This is a genomic window from Streptococcus sp. HMSC073A12 (assembly GCF_001812815.1).
Taxonomy (GTDB): Bacteria; Bacillota; Bacilli; order Lactobacillales; family Streptococcaceae; genus Streptococcus; species Streptococcus vaginalis.
This window is the reverse complement of sequence record NZ_KV810547.1, coordinates 18,772-40,309: the sequence shown is the minus strand read 5'-3', so window position 1 is coordinate 40,309 and position 21,538 is coordinate 18,772. Positions and strand designations below refer to the sequence as shown.

Annotated in this window: 13 protein-coding genes and 1 pseudogene; 11 read left to right on the top strand and 3 right to left on the bottom strand. The window is 41.6% G+C overall.

The features are described 5' to 3' along the window. Positions 1 to 823, bottom strand: a pseudogene (locus HMPREF2876_RS07170) (IS110 family transposase); the annotation flags it as partial. 330 nt (positions 824 to 1,153) lie between these two features. On the opposite strand from HMPREF2876_RS07170, the gene HMPREF2876_RS07165 reads away from it, so the two are divergent. The 8 genes from HMPREF2876_RS07165 (at position 1,154) to HMPREF2876_RS07130 (ending at position 8,971) form a co-directional block, all read left to right on the top strand. Continuing rightward, positions 1,154 to 2,188, top strand: coding sequence for a S66 family peptidase (locus HMPREF2876_RS07165; protein ID WP_070241497.1), 1,035 nt, complete (start codon positions 1,154 to 1,156; stop codon positions 2,186 to 2,188). 93 nt (positions 2,189 to 2,281) lie between these two features. After that, entirely contained in the window at positions 2,282 to 2,725 is a 444-nt protein-coding gene (locus HMPREF2876_RS07160) for a dUTP diphosphatase (RefSeq protein ID WP_003027048.1), read from the top strand. Next, entirely contained in the window at positions 2,685 to 4,103 is a 1,419-nt protein-coding gene (gene radA, locus HMPREF2876_RS07155; protein ID WP_117625228.1) for a DNA repair protein RadA, read from the top strand. Before HMPREF2876_RS07160 ends, radA begins: the two co-directional genes overlap by 41 nt. A 207-nt stretch (positions 4,104 to 4,310) precedes the next feature. Next, the gene (gltX, locus tag HMPREF2876_RS07150) at positions 4,311 to 5,768 is read left to right on the top strand and encodes a glutamate--tRNA ligase (RefSeq protein WP_070584567.1); all 1,458 of its coding nucleotides are present in this window, start codon (positions 4,311 to 4,313) and stop codon (positions 5,766 to 5,768) included. Positions 5,769 to 5,884: 116 nt separating this feature from the next. Continuing rightward, entirely contained in the window at positions 5,885 to 6,583 is a 699-nt protein-coding gene (dapD, locus tag HMPREF2876_RS07145; RefSeq protein WP_024053163.1) for a 2,3,4,5-tetrahydropyridine-2,6-dicarboxylate N-acetyltransferase, read from the top strand. 12 nt (positions 6,584 to 6,595) lie between these two features. Beyond that, entirely contained in the window at positions 6,596 to 7,726 is a 1,131-nt protein-coding gene (locus HMPREF2876_RS07140; protein WP_070584565.1) for an N-acetyldiaminopimelate deacetylase, read from the top strand. A 44-nt stretch (positions 7,727 to 7,770) separates the two neighbouring features. After that, the gene (locus HMPREF2876_RS07135; RefSeq protein WP_024053161.1) at positions 7,771 to 8,298 is read left to right on the top strand and encodes a 5-formyltetrahydrofolate cyclo-ligase; all 528 of its coding nucleotides are present in this window, start codon (positions 7,771 to 7,773) and stop codon (positions 8,296 to 8,298) included. After that, positions 8,291 to 8,971, top strand: coding sequence for a rhomboid family intramembrane serine protease (locus HMPREF2876_RS07130; RefSeq protein WP_070241499.1), 681 nt, complete (start codon positions 8,291 to 8,293; stop codon positions 8,969 to 8,971). Before HMPREF2876_RS07135 ends, HMPREF2876_RS07130 begins: the two co-directional genes overlap by 8 nt. Before the next feature lie 57 nt (positions 8,972 to 9,028). Here HMPREF2876_RS07130 and HMPREF2876_RS07125 read toward each other — a convergent pair whose 3' ends face one another. Further along, the gene (locus HMPREF2876_RS07125) at positions 9,029 to 9,865 is read right to left on the bottom strand and encodes a putative RNA methyltransferase (RefSeq protein ID WP_024053159.1); all 837 of its coding nucleotides are present in this window, start codon (positions 9,863 to 9,865) and stop codon (positions 9,029 to 9,031) included. Between the two features lie 244 nt (positions 9,866 to 10,109). Then, positions 10,110 to 11,366: a tyrosine--tRNA ligase gene (gene tyrS / locus HMPREF2876_RS07120; RefSeq protein WP_070241500.1), complete on the bottom strand. Its 1,257-nt coding sequence runs from the start codon at positions 11,364 to 11,366 to the stop codon at positions 10,110 to 10,112. Between the two features lie 182 nt (positions 11,367 to 11,548). On the opposite strand from tyrS, the gene pbp1b reads away from it, so the two are divergent. The 3 genes from pbp1b (at position 11,549) to rpoC (ending at position 21,429) form a co-directional block, all read left to right on the top strand. Further along, positions 11,549 to 13,888, top strand: a complete 2,340-nt coding sequence (pbp1b, locus tag HMPREF2876_RS07115) for a penicillin-binding protein PBP1B (protein ID WP_024053137.1) — start codon at positions 11,549 to 11,551, stop codon at positions 13,886 to 13,888. A 297-nt stretch (positions 13,889 to 14,185) separates the two neighbouring features. Next, entirely contained in the window at positions 14,186 to 17,752 is a 3,567-nt protein-coding gene (gene rpoB / locus HMPREF2876_RS07110) for a DNA-directed RNA polymerase subunit beta (RefSeq protein ID WP_024053136.1), read from the top strand. Positions 17,753 to 17,790: 38 nt separating this feature from the next. Continuing rightward, positions 17,791 to 21,429 carry a DNA-directed RNA polymerase subunit beta' gene (gene rpoC, locus HMPREF2876_RS07105; protein WP_024053135.1) on the top strand — a complete coding sequence of 1,213 codons (3,639 nt, stop codon included), beginning with the start codon at positions 17,791 to 17,793 and terminating at the stop codon, positions 21,427 to 21,429. The last annotated feature ends 109 nt before the right edge of the window (positions 21,430 to 21,538 follow it).

Below are 21,538 nucleotides of genomic sequence, written 5' to 3'. Positions count from 1 at the left end.
GATACCAGAGATGGAGAGGAGAATCTCGTACTCTGGTAGGGGCTGGGTCGATTTCACCATCTCATCCAGCACAGCTTGTCTACGGTCAGAAAGTCTAACCAGTTCCTGAGCATAGTAACGAACCTCTTCGATCATTGGAGAGGTTTTCTTGGTAGCACAATAAGACTGTTTGGCTAACCCAATCAGTTTATCAACGAGATACTCCACTCGTTTATCAGAAATCCGCTTTGAAGTGGATTGGTGGATGATTTCAGCTAAGTCCTCATCAGACAAGTCTAAGATGAAAGCTTTACTTGGGAATGCCCTCACCAGCTACCAGTATTGTTCACCTGTTGGCGCTGATAAAATAGACTCTATTTCTGGGAAGGTCACTTGCAGTACTTTGTGAAGCGGTTCTTAGTACGAATGGTATCCTCTGTCAGATTTTGATAGAAGCGACTCAAATCTCGCAAGTCTTGATAAACCTCCTCTTGAACATAGGTCGGTTTACGGTTCAAGATAAATTGTGACTGTGCTAACTTCTCTGCATCGATTTTATCTGTTTTACGGACACGCAAGCTGTCTAGTTATTTCTTGGCTTCCAGAGGATTGAGCCGTGTATAAGCATAGCCATTTTCCTCAAGAAATGCCTGAAGGCGCCGTGAATAGACCCCAGTGCCTCAAAGATGATTTCAGGGTGTTGAACGGTTTTTAAATCGCTCAAGAGACGTGCAAATTCAATGGTATCGTTGGACATGGTGTAGCCATGAACTTTCTCCCCATTCACTAAAATCGCTACCGCTGAGCTTGCCTTGCTCACGTCAATCCCGAAAACAACTCTCATGAAATTACCTCTTTGTCTTGAATGACTCCTTGTTTTAGTGATGTTATTTTCAATACTCGACGTTGAACGTCCCACATACTTTGATAACATTCTTCCTAAAACAGGTGTCTTGCCAGTTTTGTGTACGACGTCTAGCGTCAAAAAGACCCTCGACTTAACAAGACACCTCTACTTTAACATAAAGAAAAAGCAGTGAGGAAATCTCCCGTCGGAGATTTCTTCACTACTAATCTTAGTATGTTTTGTTTTGTGAATATTGGTCATTTAGCATTTTAGGTGATTGTATTTTGTGATATAATGATTCAAATTATCAGTAAGGGAGGAGATTAGATGATAAAGAAAGTAGGAATTGTCAGTTTATCAAGCGGGATTATAGGAGAAAGTTTCGTTAGACATGAGTTTAAGCTGGGATTGAAACGCTTGAAAGACTTGGGACTTGAAGTGACGTTTTTAGAGCATGCACAAAAGGGAATGGATTATCTGAAAGACCATCCTAAATCGAGAGCGCAAGATTTGATTCAAGCTTTTGAAGATCCTTCAATTGATATGATTTTATGTGCTATTGGTGGAGATGATACGTATCGATTGCTACCCTATTTGTTTGAAGATAACCAATTAAAAAAGGTTGTGAATCAGAAAGTATTTTTAGGTTTTTCAGACACTACCATGAATCACTTCATGCTCCATAAGTTGGGAGTGAAGACTTTTTATGGTCAGTCATTTCTTGCTGATGTTTGTGAGTTAGAGGAAGAAATGCTGCCTTATACGCTTTCATATTTTAAGGAACTGATTGGAACAGGGACTATCTCAGAAATCAGACCGAGCAATGTCTGGTATGATGAGAGGACGGATTTTAGTGAAAAAGCCTTAGGAACGAAACGGATTCGTCACGAAAATCAAGGCTTTGAATTGCTGAAAGGAAAAGCAACATTTGAAGGGGAAATTTTAGGAGGCTGTTTGGAGTCGCTTTATCAGATATTTGATAATACAAGACATGAGGATACGATTGAACTGTGTGCTCACTATCAGCTATTTCCCAGTCTTTCAGAGTGGGAAGGAAAAATTCTTTTGTTGGAAACCAGTGAGGAAAAACCAGAACCAATTTTATATCGAAAAATGCTAGAAGCCTTAAAGGCGACAGGGATTTTTTCTGTTTTAAATGGGATTCTTGTCGGAAAACCAATGGATGAAACTTATTATGGAGAATATAAACAAATCCTGCTTGATGTCATTGATACAGATATTACTATTTTATATAACTTAAATGTTGGACATGCTACCCCGAGAGCAATCATTCCTTTTGGGGTGAAAGCTCAAGTGGATGCCAACGAGCAAGTCATTCGATTTTTGAATGAATTGAAATAACTTAAAAAGTGCAGGTTGAAGAATGATCTGCATTTTGCGTGTTGTTTACGAATTTAGTATAATAGGGGAAGCAAAAGTAGAAAAGAGAAAAATATGCGAATTCGTGGTTTTGAGCTTGTTTCAAGCTTTACAAATGAAAATTTACTGCCCAAGCGTGAGACGGCTCATGCGGCTGGCTATGATTTGAAGGTAGCAGAGCGCACAGTTATTGCGCCAAAAGAGATTAAATTAGTGCCAACGGGAGTCAAGGCTTATATGCAGCCTGGTGAAGTGCTTTATCTTTATGATCGTTCATCTAATCCACGTAAAAAAGGATTGGTTTTGATTAACTCTGTGGGCGTTATTGACGGGGATTACTATGGCAATCCGGGAAATGAAGGGCACATTTTTGCGCAAATGCAGAACATTACAGATCAAGAAGTGGTTTTAGAAGAAGAAGATCGTATCGTTCAAGCTGTCTTTGCGCCGTTCTTGCTTGCTGATAATGATGAAGCAGATGGTGTGCGGACAGGTGGTTTTGGAAGCACGGGGCATTAAGAAAGAGGAATCTATCATAGCCAAGAAAAAAACGACATTTGTTTGTCAAAATTGTGAATACCATTCGCCCAAGTATCTAGGGCGCTGTCCTAACTGTGGGGCTTGGTCTTCTTTTGTAGAAGAGATCGAAGTTGCAGAGGTTAAGAATGCGCGTGTTTCTCTGACAGGTGAAAAAAGTCGACCGATGAAGTTATCGGAGGTGGCTTCTATCAATGTCAACCGTACCAAGACAGATATGGATGAGTTTAACCGCGTCTTGGGTGGTGGCGTGGTGCCAGGAAGTTTAGTTCTAATCGGAGGAGATCCCGGTATTGGGAAATCTACCCTTTTATTGCAGGTTTCGACCCAACTATCTCACAAGGGAACGGTATTGTATGTCAGTGGGGAAGAGTCTGCTGAGCAGATTAAGTTGCGTGCGGAGCGATTAGGCGATATTGACAGTGAGTTTTATCTTTATGCCGAGACCAATATGCAGCAGATTCGTGCTGAGATTGAAAAAATTAAACCAGATTTCTTGATTATAGACTCTATTCAGACGATTATTTCGCCAGAAATTTCCAGCGTGCAAGGGTCGGTTTCACAAGTCCGAGAAGTGACAGCGGAGCTGATGCAGTTGGCAAAAGCCAACAATATTGCCACCTTTATCGTGGGCCATATGACCAAGGAAGGAACGCTGGCTGGACCTAGAACCTTGGAACACATGGTGGATACGGTACTTTATTTTGAAGGTGAGCGACAGCATACTTTTCGTATTTTGCGTGCGGTCAAAAATCGCTTCGGCTCTACGAATGAAATCGGCATTTTTGAGATGCAGTCAGGTGGGCTGGTTGAAGTGCTCAATCCTAGTCAAGTTTTCTTAGAGGAGCGTTTAGATGGGGCAACAGGCTCTTCTATCGTGGTGACTATGGAGGGGACGCGTCCAATCCTTGCGGAAGTACAAGCTTTGGTGACACCGACCATGTTTGGCAATGCCAAGCGGACAACGACAGGATTGGATTTCAATCGTGCTAGTCTGATTATGGCTGTTTTGGAAAAGCGAGCAGGGTTATTATTGCAAAATCAAGATGCCTACCTCAAGTCAGCAGGCGGTGTCAAATTAGATGAGCCAGCCATTGACTTAGCTGTTGCTGTTGCAATTGCTTCTAGTTATAAAGATTTGCCAACGAAACCACAAGAATGTTTTATTGGTGAAATCGGTCTGACGGGCGAAATCCGCCGTGTCAATCGCATTGAGCAGCGTATCAATGAAGCTGCTAAGCTGGGCTTCACCAAAGTTTACGCTCCTAAAAACTCTCTGAACGGGTTGAACATTCCCGAAACTATTGAAATTATTGGTGTAACAACGATTGGTGAAGTGTTGAAGAAGGTGTTTGGGTAAGTCAGTGTAACTGAGCAGTGAATTGCTAGGTGAGACAGACGGTGGCTTCTACATTGCTAAGGAAATTCTGTAAATGATTGGAAGAATAATAAAGTTTCATCGTTTCTGTTATTTCTTTTCAACAACTATGTGGTATAATAGTAACGTTTGAAATAAAAACAGGTTTTTCCTGTTAGAAATATAAGATAAATATTAGGAGATATACAATTGGCGAATCAAATTCGTGTGCGTTATGCACCAAGTCCAACGGGACTGTTACACATTGGGAATGCGCGGACTGCGCTCTTTAATTATCTTTACGCTCGTCACTACGGCGGAACTTTTATCATTCGGATTGAAGATACTGACCGTAAACGTCATGTGGAAGACGGGGAACGTTCGCAGTTGGAAAATCTGCGTTGGTTAGGAATTGATTGGGATGAGAGCCCAGAAACGCATGAAAAATATCGCCAGTCTGAACGCTTGGACATTTACCAAAGCTATATCAATGAGTTACTTGAAAAAGGCTTGGCTTACAAATCATATGTGACGGAGGAAGAGCTGGCAGCAGAGCGTGAGCGTCAGGAAGCTGCTGGAGAAACACCTCGTTACATCAATGAATATCTGGGAATGTCTGAAGATGAAAAAGCAGCTTATATCGCAGAGCGTGAAGCAGCAGGCATTGTTCCAACAGTCCGTCTTGTGGTCAATGAATCTGGTATTTACAAGTGGAACGATCTTGTCAAAGGTGAGATTGAATTTGAAGGTGGCAACATCGGTGGTGACTGGGTTATCCAGAAAAAAGACGGCTATCCAACTTATAATTTTGCGGTTGTAGTAGATGACCATCTGATGAAAATTTCCCATGTCATTCGTGGAGATGACCACATTGCCAATACCCCTAAGCAGCTCATGGTGTACGAAGCGCTCGGTTGGGAAGCGCCACAATTTGGTCACATGACCTTGATTATTAACTCCGAAACGGGTAAGAAATTGTCCAAACGTGATACAAATACGCTTCAATTTATCGAAGATTACCGTAAGAAAGGCTACCTGCCTGAAGCCGTCTTCAACTTTATTGCCCTCCTTGGCTGGAATCCTGGCGGTGAAAATGAAATCTTCTCTCGTGAAGAATTGATCCAACTCTTTGATGAACATCGTCTCAGTAAGTCTCCGGCTGCTTTTGACCAAAAGAAATTAGACTGGATGAGCAATGAATACATTAAAAATGCGGATTTTGAAACCATTTTTGATATGGCGAAGCCTTACTTGGAAGCGGCTGGTCGTTTGACTGACAAAGCTGAAAAATTAGTTGAACTTTACAAACCACAAATGAAGTCTGTAGATGAAATCGTACCGCTCACAGACCTTTTCTTTGAAGATTTCCCAGAGCTAACGGCAGAAGAAAAAGAGTTTATGGCAGGCGAAACGGGACCAACGGGTTTTAAAGCCTTTAAAGAAAAATTGGAAGCTATGAGTGATGAAGACTTCAAGTCAGAAAATATCTTCCCGCAAATCAAAGCGGTTCAAAAAGAAACGGGGATTAAAGGCAAAAATCTCTTCATGCCAATTCGTATTGCTGTTTCAGGCGAAATGCACGGTCCAGAACTCCCAGATACCATTTACCTGCTTGGACGTGAAAAATCCATTGAGCATATTGAGAAGATGCTGAAACTTATTCAATAAGTTAACTAAAAAACATCACAATATTTGAACTTTGTGGTGTTTTTGCTTTTATATGATGAAATGCTTGATTTTATGTTATAATACCCCTTAATACTAAATCAAAGTGAGGAATGCTTATGCCAGCTACTAAAATGACCGCACAGGAAATTATTCAGTTTATAGCGGATGCTAAGAAAAAGACAAATGTAAAAGTGACTTTTGAAGGAAAACTAGCGGGCGAAGTGCCGAATTCAGTTGTCAAATTGGGCAATGTTCTCTTTGGTGACTGGGAGAAAATTAAACCTCTTTTGGTTAACCTAGAAGAGAATAAAACCTATGTGGTGGAGCAGGATGCTCGAAATTCTGCCGTGCCGTTGTTAGACAAGCGTGAGGTCAATGCTCGGATTGAGCCAGGAGCTATTATCCGCGACCAGGTGGAAATCGGTGATAATGCTGTGATTATGATGGGAGCTGTTATCAATATCGGAGCTGAAATTGGTGCTGGAACGATGATTGATATGGGAGCCGTTTTGGGTGGTCGAGCTATTGTTGGAAAAAACAGCCACGTGGGTGCTGGGACTGTTCTTGCCGGTGTCATTGAGCCTGCCAGCGCAGATCCTGTCCGAGTGGGGGACAATGTCTTGATAGGGGCTAATGCTGTCGTTATTGAAGGAGTGCAGATTGGCAATGGTTCTGTCGTCGCTGCAGGGGCTATTGTGACGAAAGATGTGCCAGAAAATGTTGTTGTAGCCGGTGTGCCTGCGCGTGTGATTAAGAAAATTGATGAACAAACCCAGCAGAAAACAGCATTGGAAGACGCTCTTCGGACACTTTAAAGAGGGAAATGTATGATTGATTATCAAAAAATTCGCCGAGACTTGCATCAAATTCCGGAAATTGGACTGGAAGAGTATAAGACTCATGCCTATCTGATGAGAATAATTGATGAGTTGACTGCTGGCTTGGATTTCGTTGAGATTCGGACTTGGCGTACGGGAATTTTGGTCTTTGTCAAAGGCAGTACACCTGCTAAGACGATTGGCTGGCGGACAGATATTGATGGTTTGCCGATTGTTGAGGAGACAGGGTTTGCCTTTGCTAGTCAACATGAGGGACGTATGCATGCCTGTGGGCATGATATGCACATGACAATCGCTCTGGGTTTGTTGGAGCAACTAACTACTGAGCAGCCTAAGAATAATCTACTTTTTCTTTTCCAAACAGCTGAGGAAAATGAAGCTGGGGGCATGCTGATGTATGAGGACGAAGCCTTTGGTGACTGGTTGCCAGATGAATTTTATGGGCTTCATGTTCGGTCTGATCTCAAGGTAGGAGATATTGCTACGAATACCAGTACACTTTTTGCAGGGACTTGTGAAGTCAAATTAACCTTTAAGGGCAAGGGTGGTCATGCTGCATTTCCACATAATGCTAATGACGCTTTGGTAGCAGCCAGCTATTTTATCACTCAGGTTCAGACCATTGTGAGTCGCAATGTGGATCCAATTGAAGGAGCTGTCGTCACCTTTGGCGAATTCCATGCTGGAACGACGAATAATGTGATTGCTGAAACTGCTTTTTTGCATGGAACCATTCGAACGTTGACGCAGGAGATGAATTTGCTCACTCAAAAACGCTTGCGGGAAATCGCTGAAGGAGTAGCGCAGTCGTTTGGTGTAGAGCTTGAGTTGGAGCTGAAACAAGGCGGTTATCTTCCTGTGGAAAATCATCCTGAATTAGCTGCTCAATGCATGAATTTTTTCCAAAAAGAGAATGGCGTGCACATGATTGATATTTCACCCGCAATGACCGGTGAGGACTTTGGCTATCTGCTCAGTAAAGTCAAGGGTGTGATGTTCTGGCTGGGAATTGATAGTCCTTACGCACTTCATCATCCTAAAATGGCGCCAGATGAAGCAGCGCTGCCTTTTGCTATTGAAAAATTTGGGAAGTTTTTAAGTGCAAAAGTTAATGAATAATGGGCTGAGAATGTTGATAATGTTTCTGATTGAGGAGAAGATAAATGAAGGCAGATTTGCGCAAAACTATAGTCAGAAAAATGAAAGAGCAGGAATTGATAGTAAAACAGCAGAGAGATGCTTTGCTCACTCAGTACTTGCTGGAATCTTCTGCTTATCAACAAGCTAGAACAGTTGCTACTTATTTATCTTTGCCACACGAGTTTGATACAAGGATTTTCATCAGGCAGGCTCAAGCAGATGACAAGCGGGTTTTGGTCCCTAAGACTTATCCCGAAGGGCGCATGACTTTTGTAGATTATAATCCCAATGACTTGGAATTGACTGTTTTTGGTATCTGGGAACCAAGAAGTGAACGAGCGGTGGAAAAATCTCATATTGATTTGATACATGTTCCGGGTGTTGCTTTTAACAAAAAAGGCTATCGGATTGGCTATGGAGGCGGCTATTATGACCGCTATTTGGCTGATTTTAAAGGGATGACAGTAAGTACAATTTATCCTTACCAGTTAGTTGATTTTCAACCAGACAATTGTGATATTCCCGTTCAGGAGGTATTGATTTGTGAATAAAATTTATGATAAACGTTATCCAGTGACGAGTTTATTGTTGCTTATCACGACAGGAGTTTTCCTAACAATGTTTCTGTTGCGTGGCTTTAATTATGCTAGTACCCAAACGATTTATGAATTTGGGGCAATGAATGGTCGAACGATTCAATATTTTCCAAGTCAGATTTGGCGCTTGGTATCGGCGATTTTTGTTCATATCGGCTTGGAGCATTTTGTGATGAATATGATTACGCTGTATTTTATCGGACGACAATCTGAGCATATTTTTGGCTCGTGGAATTTTCTGTTTCTTTATCTGATGTCTGGTATTTTAGGAAATGTCTTTGTCTTCTTTTTCACTCCAAGTGCTGTGGCTGCAGGTGCCTCTACATCTTTGTTTGGGATTTTTGGTGCTATTATTACTTTGCGCTATGCGGTGCGAAATCCTTACATTCAGCAACTTGGTCAGTCATACTTAGTTCTTCTAGTTATGAACTTGGTGTTGAGCTTGACACCGGGAATTAGTCTGGCAGGACACTTAGGTGGTGCAGTCGGAGGCGCTCTCTGTGCTGTTATTTTTCCAGTCTGTGGGGAAAGAAGAGCTTATCAAGTGGGACAACGGTTATTGGCGTTGATTGCTTATATTGTTTTAGCTTTGGGAATGATTTGGTTAGCTTTTAATCGAGGCATATAAAAAGAGGTTGAATAGACTGCTGTATCTCGCAGCAATCTGTTTCTACCTCTTTTTCGTTTATTTTTGTTGGCCAACTAAAATCTTTGCAGCAATCGTGATGCCAGTTAATGGTGACCAATCTATTTTATCAATGTCAATATTAAAGAGAAGCGGTGTCATATGAAGAAGTGCCGCTTTTTCGTTTTCTCTCAAGTTGAAAGTGGCTGCAACGTCATAAGAATTTGTAATGGTAAAGGCTTCTTCAAAATGCTCAATGATTTTGTGATTGGAATAATTCGTGTTTGTTAATTTATCAGCTACAATACCTCGGATTTCTTGCAAGTGTTGGCTATTGGGAATAACTTTAATCAGCAAGCCGTTTTTCTGCAATACACGCTGAAATTCTTGGTAATTGGCAGGAGAGAAGATGTCTAAAATCATATCCATGCTAGCATCTTGAATAGGGATGTGTGCCAGATCTCCAACAAACCAATTTACCGTCAGGCTGTGGTCACTTTTGGCTGCTAGTTGAATAGACTCTTTTGACAAATCGAATGCATAGATATGTTTATCTGGCAATTGTGCTTGCAAATTTCGAGCATAATAGCCTTCTCCGCAACCAATGTCCAGCAGATTACCATGTTGTGGTAAAGATGATAAAATTTCTAGTAATTTCTTCAAAATTGGCTGGTAAAATCCTGCTTCGAGAATCAATTGTCGATTTTTAAAGTTGGATTTATCGTAGTCTTTTGATTGCTTCACCTGTGGAGCCAAGTTGACATAGCCAAACTTTGCCAAGTCGAAGGAATGATGGTTCTTGCATTTGAGACTATTTTCTGATAAAAACAAGGCTTGCTGACAAAAAGGGCAAGCAAAGAAAGTAGCTGTTTCAAAACGTTTAAGTTTGGATTTCATGCGTTTTCTCTTTCATAAATTTCTCTGACTAGTGTAACATGTGAGAAATGCTTTGACAAGTAGATAAAGAAAGGGAATTTTAAAATGAACCACACTTTTAAAGCGGTTGGAGCTAAAGCAAGCACTATGGTAATATGCTTTTTGCTAAGTAAGAATGAAAAGAAGCTGGAGCGAAAAGTCTCCAGCTTCAAAGTATATAGCGCAATAGACCAACGATGTAGTAGTTGATTGCTCTCTTTCCTATTTAGTAAGTCAAAACAAAATATTTTTTCTTACCACGACGTATAACGGTGAGTTCATTTTCTAATTTGTCAGCGTCCGTTAATCTGTAGTCAAGGGCTTGAATGCGCTCACCATTGACATAAATAGCACCATTTTGGACATCTTCACGCGCTTGGCGTTTAGAATTGACAACGCCAGCTGTTACCAAAAGCTCTACGATATTGAGATTGTCATCTGCGTTCACTTGATAATTTGGCACACCACGGAGACCTTGTTTCAGCTCTTTGACAGAAAGATTTTTGATATTTCCGGCAAAAAGCTGCTCGGTGATATTGAGTGCTTCTTTGTAGGCTTTTTCACCGTGCACGAGTGTAACGACTTCTCGCGCTAAGATTTTTTGTGCCAAACGTTCATGTGGAGCTGCTTCAAATTGTTTCCCGATTTCTTCGATTTCATCAAGCGGAAGAAGAGTGAAAATTTTAAGGAAACGAACGGCATCAGCGTCCATGACATTCATCCAGAATTGGTACATTTCGTAAGGACTGGTCTTATCAGCATTGAGCCATACAGCGTTGCCTTCTGACTTACCAAATTTCTTACCGGTTGCGTCTGTGATAAGGGGCACTGTAATAACGTGAGCTGTTTTGTCTGCCTTCCGACGAAGCAGTTCAGTACCAGCAGTCATATTGCCCCATTGGTCAGAACCACCGATTTGTAAAGTGACACCGTATTGGCGATTTAGCTCAAAAAAGTCATAGCCTTGCATGATTTGGTAAGCAAACTCGGTATAAGAAATCCCTGTTTCAATTCGTTTTTTTACGGATTCTTTACTCATCATGTAGTTGACGGTGAAATATTTTCCGACATCGCGCAGAAAGTCAATAAAACTAATATCAGAGAACCAGTCGTAGTTGTTGACCATTTCAGCCTTGTTGTCACCATTTTCAAAGTCAAGAAAACGAGATACTTGCGCTTGAATGCTCCGTACCCAGCCCTCAACTGTGTCTTTTGTTTGTAAACTCCGCTCGGTATCTTTAAATGATGGATCGCCAATTAAGCCAGTTGCACCGCCGACGAGAGCGTAGGGTTTGTGACCTGCCAACTGTAAATGTTTCATGACAAGGATTGGTACAAGATGACCGAGGTGCAGGCTGTCAGCTGTTGGATCATAGCCAGAATAAAAACTAACATTTCCTTCCGCTAAGGCTTTGCGCAACGCTTCTTCGTCAGTTGTTTGAAAAACCAAACCACGTTCTTTTAGCTCATCAAAAATGTGCATGTCTGTCTCTCCTTTATAAAATTTCTAGTTATTGTAACATTGTATCACAAACAGCCATTAGAATGTAGTAAAATTGCAAAAATAATTTAAAAAAACAATGATTATAGCCAAGGATTTCCTTTCCTGTTGTCAGAAGTTTCATAAATTTGCTATAATAGTCAGAGAAAGTTCAAGGAGAAAGAATGAGTAAACAAGTTTTTGAAAAGATCAAACGATTGTTTGAAAAACTTTTTCAAACGAAGCGTCCGAGCAAAAATGAAAAAGAAAGCTGGACACTTTGGAGTGTTGGCGGGACTGTCCTTCGTACTCTGAAATTATTATCAAATGTCTTTTTTGTGTTTGTTCTTTTAGGTTGCTTGTTTGGCGGAGGAATTGCATTAGGCTATGGTGCACGAATCTTTGACAAGGTTGAAACTCCTAAAAAAGAAGAGTTCATCAAAAAAATTCAAGATATTTCAACCATTTCTGAATTAAAATATGCTGACGGCAGCTCCATTTCAGCCATTGATAGTGATTTGTTGCGAGTGCCAATTAAGAGTAAAGATATTTCTGACAATGTTAAAAAAGCGGTCATTGCGACAGAAGATGAGAATTTTCGGAAGCACAATGGGGTTGTCACAAAAGCTGTTTTGCGGGCTACGCTAGGATCTGTTGTAGGGATTGGTTCCTCAAGTGGTGGTTCTACCTTAACACAACAGTTAATCAAGCAACAAGTTGTCGGCGATGCTCCAACCTTTAGTCGTAAAGCATCAGAAATCATTGATGCGTTGGCTTTAGAACGCTACATGAGCAAAGACGATATTTTAACGACTTATTTGAATGTGGCACCGTTTGGGAGAAATAACAAAGGGCAAAATATTGCTGGTGTGGAAGAAGCTGCACAAGGAATTTTTGGAGTTCCTGCCAGCAAATTGACAATTCCTCAAGCAGCTTTTATTGCCGGTTTACCACAAAGTCCGATTGTTTACTCTCCTTATGCAGCTGACGGTAGCCTGAAAAGTGCTAAAGATATGACTTTTGGTCTCAATCGTTCGAAAAATGTTATTTACAATATGTACCGGACAGGTGCGATTAGTAAAGACGAGTACCAATTGTATAAAGATTATGATTTAAAACGAGACTTTTTACCAAGTGATACGACTTCAGCAAGAACACATGACTATCTATATTACGTTGCTATGAAAGAAGCTCAAAAAGCAATGTATGATTACTTAATCAAACGTGACAATGTTTCACAGCAAGAGTTGAAAAATGATGCAACAGTGAAAGCTTACAGAGAACTAGCTGCGAAAGAGTTGAGTGAAGGCGGCTACACTGTCACCACAACTATTAATAAGAATGTGCATAATGCAATGCAAAATGCAGTAGCTAATTTTGGTAGTGTCTTAGATGATGGAACAGGTGCAGTCGAATCTGGAAATGTCCTCATGGATAATCGTACAGGAGCTATTTTGGGGTTTGTGGGAGGACGTGATTATGCTTCTAACCAGAACAACCATGCATTTGATACAGAGCGCTCACCAGGCTCAACCATTAAGCCGATTTTAGCCTATGGTATTGCCATAGACCAAGGGCTTATGGGAAGTGCCAGTATGCTGTCTAACTACCCTGCAAATTTCTCTAGCGGTGAGCCAATTATGCACGTAGATAGCCGTGGTACAGCCATGATGGATTTGCAGGAAGCTTTGAATACTTCTTGGAACATTCCAGCTTATTGGACTTATAAATTGCTTCGTGACAAAGGAGTTAATGTCCAAGGGTACATGGAGAAAATGGGCTATCAAATTGAAAATTATGATATTGAAAGTCTGCCAATGGGAGGAGGTATTGAAGTATCTGTCGCCCAACACACCAATGGTTTCCAAACTTTAGCCAATAATGGGGCATACCAAGAGCGCTATATGATTGAAAAGATTACGACAAAAAACGGGAAAGCTGTCTATGAACACAAAGCAAAACCTGTTCAGGTTTACTCTAAGGCAACGGCGACGATTATGCAAAGTCTTATGCGTGGGGTATTGAGTTCGGGTGCTACGACGACCTTCAAATCTCGTTTAACGCAGATTAATAGCGGTTTAGCTAGTGCTGATTGGATTGGGAAAACGGGTACGACTAACAGTAATGGTGACATGTGGCTCATGGTATCCACTCCTAAATTAACGTTAGGTGGTTGGATTGGTCATGACAATAATGCTTCAATGGCAGCTTTGACTGGTTACAACAACAATGCGCAGTATATGGCTCAACTAGTGAATGCAATTTATCAAGCCGACCCAAGTCTCTGGGGAGTTGGTGACAAGTTCAATCTAGATTCTAGTGTCATTAAGTCCAATGTTCTTAAAGCAACGGGTGAACGAGCTGGCGCAGTAACAGTCAATGATCGCAGTATGAACCTGACCGGACAGACAGTTACTAGCTATTGGGCAAAAAACGGTGCTCCGATGACTACCTATAAATTTGGAATCGGTGGTACAGATAGTGATTATCAAAAAGCTTGGGCAGCACTTTTAGGCGGACGCTAAATAAAGGTAAATAAAAACACTTTCATAAGTAAAAAACTTGAAAAGCAGAGTTAAATAAGGTATAATATTACTAATAATTTGTCGTCTGCTTTATTTGAAATATTGTCCATATAAAGCTTACAGCAGTTAAATCATACTTTTAGAGTCAGATTTAGCTGCTCTTTTTGTGCCTATTTTTGGGATCTTTGTCGTTTGTCATCAAAACTTAAAGATTCTGAAAATTACTCAAAAAGGATAAATGAATATTGCTACTCTATCATGTAATAGAGAATGTAGAAAGAAGAAGGAGTAAAAAACTTGGCAGGACATGAAGTTCAATACGGGAAACACCGTACTCGTCGTAGTTTTTCAAGAATCAAGGAAGTTCTTGATTTACCAAATTTGATTGAAATCCAGACAGATTCATTCAAAGATTTTCTTGACCATGGTTTGAAAGAAGTATTTGAAGATGTACTTCCTATCTCAAACTTTACAGATACAATGGAGCTAGAGTTTGTTGGTTATGAAATTAAAGAATCTAAATACACTTTAGAAGAAGCACGTATCCATGATGCCAGCTATTCTGCACCTATTTTTGTGACGTTCCGTTTAATCGATAAAGAAACCGGCGAAATCAAGACGCAAGAAGTCTTCTTTGGCGATTTTCCAATCATGACAGAAATGGGAACGTTTATCATCAACGGTGGTGAGCGGATTATCGTATCACAGCTCGTTCGTTCTCCAGGTGTTTACTTCAATGATAAAGTAGACAAAAATGGGAAGGTTGGGTATGGTTCAACCGTCATTCCAAACCGTGGAGCTTGGTTAGAGCTGGAAACAGACTCAAAAGATATTGCTTATACTCGGATTGACCGTACTCGTAAGATTCCGTTTACGACACTTGTTCGTGCGCTTGGTTTTTCTGGCGATGATGAAATCTTTGACATTTTCGGCGACAGCGATCTCGTTCGCAACACGATTGAAAAGGATATTCATAAAAATCCAATGGATTCACGTACGGATGAAGCGCTTAAAGAAATCTATGAACGTCTTCGTCCAGGTGAGCCTAAAACAGCTGATAGTTCACGTAGTCTATTGGTCGCTCGTTTCTTTGATCCACATCGTTACGACTTGGCGGCAGTTGGTCGTTATAAAATCAATAAAAAATTAAACATTAAAACACGTTTGTTAAATCAAACGATTGCAGAGCCTTTGATAGATCCAGAAACAGGTGAAATCTTGGTTGAAGCTGGAACGGTTATGACGCGTAGTGTCATTGATAGTATTGCAGACTATTTGGATGGAGATTTGAATAAAATTACTTATATTCCAAATGATGCAGCTGTATTGACAGATCCAGTCGTTCTTCAAAAATTTAAAGTCGTGGCACCAACTGATCCAGATCGCGTGGTAACTATTATTGGGAATGCTAATCCAGACGACAAGGTTCGTGTTGTAACTCCTGCGGATATCCTTGCAGAGATGAGCTATTTCCTCAACTTGGCAGAAGGTATCGGTCGTGTGGATGATATCGACCACCTTGGAAATCGTCGTATCCGTGCAGTTGGTGAATTGCTTGCAAACCAAGTACGTCTTGGACTTTCTCGTATGGAACGTAATGTCCGTGAACGTATGTCTGTTCAGGACAATGAAGTTTTGACACCGCAACAAATTATCAACATCCGCCCAGTCACAGCAGCTATCAAAGAATTCTTTGGTTCATCTCAATTGTCTCAATTCATGGACCAACACAACCCACTTTCTGAGTTGTCTCACAAACGTCGTTTGTCAGCCTTAGGACCTGGTGGTTTGACTCGTGACCGTGCTGGATATGAAGTGCGTGACGTGCACTATACCCACTATGGTCGTATGTGCCCGATTGAAACGCCTGAAGGACCAAACATTGGTTTGATCAATAACTTGTCTTCTTATGGTCATTTGAATAAATATGGATTTATCCAAACGCCGTATCGTAAAGTGAATCGTGAAACAGGTCTGGTCACCAATGAAATCGTTTGGTTGACAGCGGACGAAGAAGATGAATTTATCGTAGCGCAAGCAAATTCTAAATTAACAGAAGATGGTCGTTTTGCAGAAGCGATTGTCATGGGACGTCACCAAGGGAACAACCAAGAATTTCCTTCAGATCAAGTAGACTTCATGGATGTATCGCCTAAGCAGGTAGTTGCGGTTGCGACAGCATGTATTCCTTTCCTTGAAAATGACGACTCAAACCGTGCTCTCATGGGTGCCAACATGCAACGTCAGGCGGTACCGTTGATTGATCCGCATGCACCATATGTTGGTACTGGTATGGAATACCAAGCAGCTCATGACTCTGGTGCGGCGATTATTGCCCAACACGACGGTAAAGTTGTGTATTCTGATGCAGCCAAAGTTGAAGTTCGTCGTGAAGACGGTTCACTTGATGTCTATCATATTACGAAATTCCGCCGTTCTAACTCAGGTACTTCTTACAACCAACGCACGCTGGTAAAAGTTGGCGATACAGTTGAAAAAGGTGATTTTATCGCAGACGGACCTTCTATGGAAAAAGGTGAAATGGCACTTGGACAAAATCCAATCGTTGCTTATATGACATGGGAAGGTTACAACTTTGAAGATGCCGTTATCATGAGTGAACGTTTAGTGAAAGACGATATTTACACATCTGTTCACTTGGAAGAATTTGAATCAGAAACACGTGATACAAAGCTCGGACCTGAAGAAATCACGCGCGAAATTCCAAACGTTGGGGAAGATGCTTTGAGAGACCTTGACGAGATGGGAATTATCCGCATTGGTGCTGAGGTAAAAGAAGGCGACATTCTTGTCGGTAAAGTAACGCCGAAAGGTGAAAAAGACTTATCCGCTGAAGAACGCCTGCTTCATGCAATTTTTGGTGATAAGTCTCGTGAAGTGCGTGATACCTCCCTTCGTGTACCACACGGTGGTGCAGGTGTTGTCCGTGATGTGAAAATCTTTACTCGTGCGAACGGTGATGAATTGCAATCCGGTGTCAACATGTTGGTACGTGTTTATATCGCTCAAAAACGGAAAATCCGCGTTGGAGATAAGATGGCCGGACGCCACGGAAACAAAGGGGTTGTTTCCCGCATTGTTCCAGTTGAGGATATGCCGTATCTTCCAGACGGGACACCAGTTGATATCATGTTGAATCCTCTTGGGGTGCCGTCACGTATGAATATCGGACAAGTTATGGAATTGCACCTCGGTATGGCTGCTCGCAACCTTGGTATCCACATTGCAACGCCAGTCTTTGACGGAGCTAGCTCAGATGATCTTTGGGAAACCGTTCGTGAAGCAGGTATGGATAGCGATGCTAAGACAATCCTTTATGATGGACGTACTGGAGAACCGTTTGATAACCGTGTGTCCGTTGGTGTCATGTACATGATCAAACTCCACCACATGGTTGATGATAAGCTCCATGCCCGTTCCGTTGGTCCTTATTCAACCGTTACGCAACAACCTCTTGGTGGTAAAGCACAGTTTGGTGGACAACGTTTTGGAGAAATGGAAGTTTGGGCTCTTGAAGCCTACGGTGCTTCTAATGTCCTTCAAGAAATCTTGACTTACAAGTCAGATGACATCAATGGTCGTTTGAGAGCTTATGAAGCCATTACCAAAGGTAAGCCAATTCCAAAACCAGGTGTTCCAGAATCCTTCCGTGTCCTTGTAAAAGAATTGCAATCACTTGGTCTTGACATGCGTGTCCTTGATGAAGACGACAATGAAGTAGAACTTCGTGACTTGGATGAAGGCATGGATGACGATGTGATTCACGTAGATGACCTTGAAAAAGCGCGTGAAAAAGCAGCACAAGAAGCAAAAGCCGCTTTTGATGCTGAAGGGAAAGAATAAGAACTGATTCAATAGATAATAAAGAAAGGTAAGAAATAGTGGTTGATGTAAATCGTTTTCAAAGTATGCAAATCACCCTAGCTTCTCCTAGTAAAGTCCGCTCTTGGTCTTATGGAGAAGTGAAGAAACCTGAAACAATTAACTACCGCACACTAAAACCAGAACGCGAAGGGCTTTTTGATGAAGTCATCTTTGGTCCTACGAAAGACTGGGAATGTGCGTGTGGAAAATATAAACGGATTCGTTATAAAGGAATCATTTGTGACCGTTGTGGTGTTGAAGTAACTCGTACTAAAGTTCGTCGTGAACGTATGGGACATATTGAGTTGAAAGCACCTGTTTCTCATATTTGGTATTTTAAAGGAATCCCAAGCCGAATGGGCTTGACCTTGGACATGAGCCCTCGTGCCCTTGAGGAAGTCATCTATTTTGCAGCTTATGTGGTGATTGATCCTAAAGATACACCACTTGAGCACAAATCCATTATGACGGAGCGGGAGTATCGTGAACGCTTACGTGAATATGGTCAAGGCTCCTTTGTTGCAAAAATGGGTGCTGAAGCAATTCAAGATCTCTTGAAACAAGTAGATTTGGAAAAAGAAATTGCAGAGCTCAAAGATGAATTAAAAACGGCAACTGGACAAAAACGTGTCAAGGCTATTCGTCGTTTGGATGTTTTAGATGCCTTTCAAAAATCTGGTAACAAGCCAGAATGGATGGTCTTAAACATCTTGCCAGTTATTCCGCCAGACTTACGTCCAATGCTTCAGTTGGACGGTGGACGTTTTGCCTCTTCTGACCTGAACGACCTTTACCGTCGTGTTATCAATCGGAATAATCGTTTAGCACGTCTTTTGGAACTAAATGCTCCTGGAATCATCGTGCAAAATGAAAAGCGGATGTTGCAAGAAGCGGTTGATGCTTTGATTGACAATGGTCGTCGTGGTCGTCCTATTACTGGACCAGGTAGCCGCCCGCTCAAATCATTGAGCCACATGCTCAAAGGAAAACAAGGTCGTTTCCGTCAAAACTTGCTGGGTAAACGGGTTGACTTCTCAGGACGTTCGGTTATTGCAGTTGGTCCGACACTCAAGATGTACCAATGTGGTGTGCCACGTGAAATGGCTATTGAACTCTTCAAACCATTTGTCATGCGTGAAATTGTCGCGCGTGATATTGTGCAAAATGTCAAAGCTGCTAAGCGCTTGGTAGAACGGAATGATGAACGCATCTGGGATATTTTAGAAGATGTGATTAAAGAACACCCAGTGCTCCTTAACCGCGCACCGACGCTTCACAGATTAGGAATTCAAGCATTTGAGCCAGTCTTGATTGACGGGAAGGCTCTTCGTTTGCACCCACTTGTGTGTGAGGCTTATAATGCCGACTTTGACGGAGACCAAATGGCTATCCACGTGCCCTTGTCAGAAGAAGCTCAAGCAGAAGCACGGATTCTCATGCTGGCAGCCGAACACATTCTCAATCCAAAAGACGGGAAGCCAGTAGTAACCCCTTCACAGGATATGGTCTTGGGGAACTACTACCTGACTATGGAAGAAGCTGGTCGTGAAGGAGAAGGAATGGTCTTTAAAGACCGTGATGAAGCTGTAATGGCTCTCCGTAATGGCTATGTTCACTTACATACGCGTGTTGGGATTGCAACGGATAGTTTAAACAAACCATGGACAGAAAATCAAAAACACAAGATCCTCTTGACAACAGTGGGTAAGATTCTTTTTAATGATATCATGCCAGATGAATTGCCATATTTGCAAGAACCAAATGCTTCAAACATGGCAGAAGGTGTGCCAGCTAAGTATTTCTTAGAACCTGGTCAAGATGTCAAAGAAGCTATCAGTAAGCTAGAATTAAATGTACCATTCAAGAAGAAAAATCTTGGGAATATCATTGCTGAAATCTTCAAACGTTTCCGTACAACTGAAACATCTGCTTTCCTTGACCGTCTGAAAGATCTCGGCTATCATCATTCAACGTTAGCAGGCTTGACAGTAGGGATTGCTGATATTCCGGTTGTTGAAGATAAGGCAGAAATTATCGAAGAGTCTCACAAATGTGTGGAACAAATCACCAAACAATTCCGCCGTGGTATGATTACAGACGATGAACGCTACAATGCAGTTACTGCTGAATGGCGTGCAGCTCGTGAAAAATTGGAAAAACGTTTGGTTGCCAACCAAGATCCTAAGAATCCAATCGTTATGATGATGGATTCTGGAGCCCGTGGTAACATTTCTAACTTCTCACAACTTGCTGGTATGCGTGGTTTGATGGCTGCTCCTAATGGCCGTATCATGGAATTACCTATTCTATCTAACTTCCGTGAAGGTTTGTCTGTTTTGGAAATGTTCTTCTCTACTCACGGTGCTCGTAAAGGGATGACTGATACAGCCCTTAAAACAGCTGACTCAGGTTATCTGACTCGCCGTTTGGTTGATGTGGCGCAAGATGTGATTATCCGTGAAGACGACTGTGGAACCGATCGTGGTCTTGTTATCCGCTCAATTACTGATGGTAAAGAAATGATTGAACCATTAGAAGAACGCTTGATTGGTCGTTATACGAAGAAATCTGTTAAACATCCTGAAACAGGCGAAATCATCGTTGGTCCAGATGTATTAATTACAGAAGATATGGCGCATGAAATTGTTAGCGCTGGTGTCGAAGAAGTCACTATTCGCTCTGTCTTTACATGTAATACACGTCATGGAGTTTGCCGTCGTTGTTACGGTATCAACCTGGCAACGGGCGATGCGGTTGAAGTCGGTGAGGCGGTCGGAACGATTGCTGCTCAATCTATCGGTGAACCTGGTACACAGCTTACAATGCGTACTTTCCACACGGGTGGTGTTGCGTCTAATACCGATATCACACAAGGTCTTCCTCGTGTTCAAGAAATCTTTGAAGCCCGCAATCCGAAAGGGGAAGCAGTTATTACTGAAGTTAAAGGCGAAGTAACTGCAATTGAAGAAGACGCTTCTACTCGGACTAAGAAAGTCTTTGTTAAAGGTGCAACTGGTGAAGGGGAATATGTAGTACCATTTACAGCTCGTATGAAAGTAACAGTAGGGGATAAAATCTCTCGTGGCGCTGCTCTGACAGAAGGATCTATCCAGCCTAAGCACTTGCTGGCTGTTCGTGATGTCTTGTCTGTTGAAACTTACTTGCTTGCTGAAGTACAAAAAGTTTACCGTAGCCAAGGGGTAGAAATCGGTGACAAACACATTGAGGTAATGGTTCGCCAGATGATTCGCAAAGTGCGTGTCATGGATCCAGGAGATACAGATCTTCTCATGGGTACACTCATGGATATCACAGACTTTACTGATGCTAACCGAGATGTGGTTATCTCTGGAGGAGTTCCTGCGACTGCTCGTCCAGTCCTCATGGGAATTACTAAAGCATCTCTTGAAACAAACAGTTTCTTGTCAGCTGCTTCCTTCCAAGAAACCACTCGTGTCCTTACAGACGCGGCTATCCGTGGTAAGAAAGACCACTTGCTTGGTCTCAAGGAAAATGTTATTATTGGTAAAATTATCCCAGCTGGTACAGGTATGGCTCGTTACCGTAACCTTGAACCGCAAGCTGTCAATGAAGTTGAAATTATCGAAGATACAACTGTAACAGAACCTGTGGAAGAAACCACTCCAGTAGAATAATAAAGAGTCGAGCCTTCTCGGCTCTTTATTATTTAGATTTCATATTTTAGTCAAATTATTTTGTGAAAACTTTCTTTATATCAAGAAAACTTTTAGAAAATATGATATA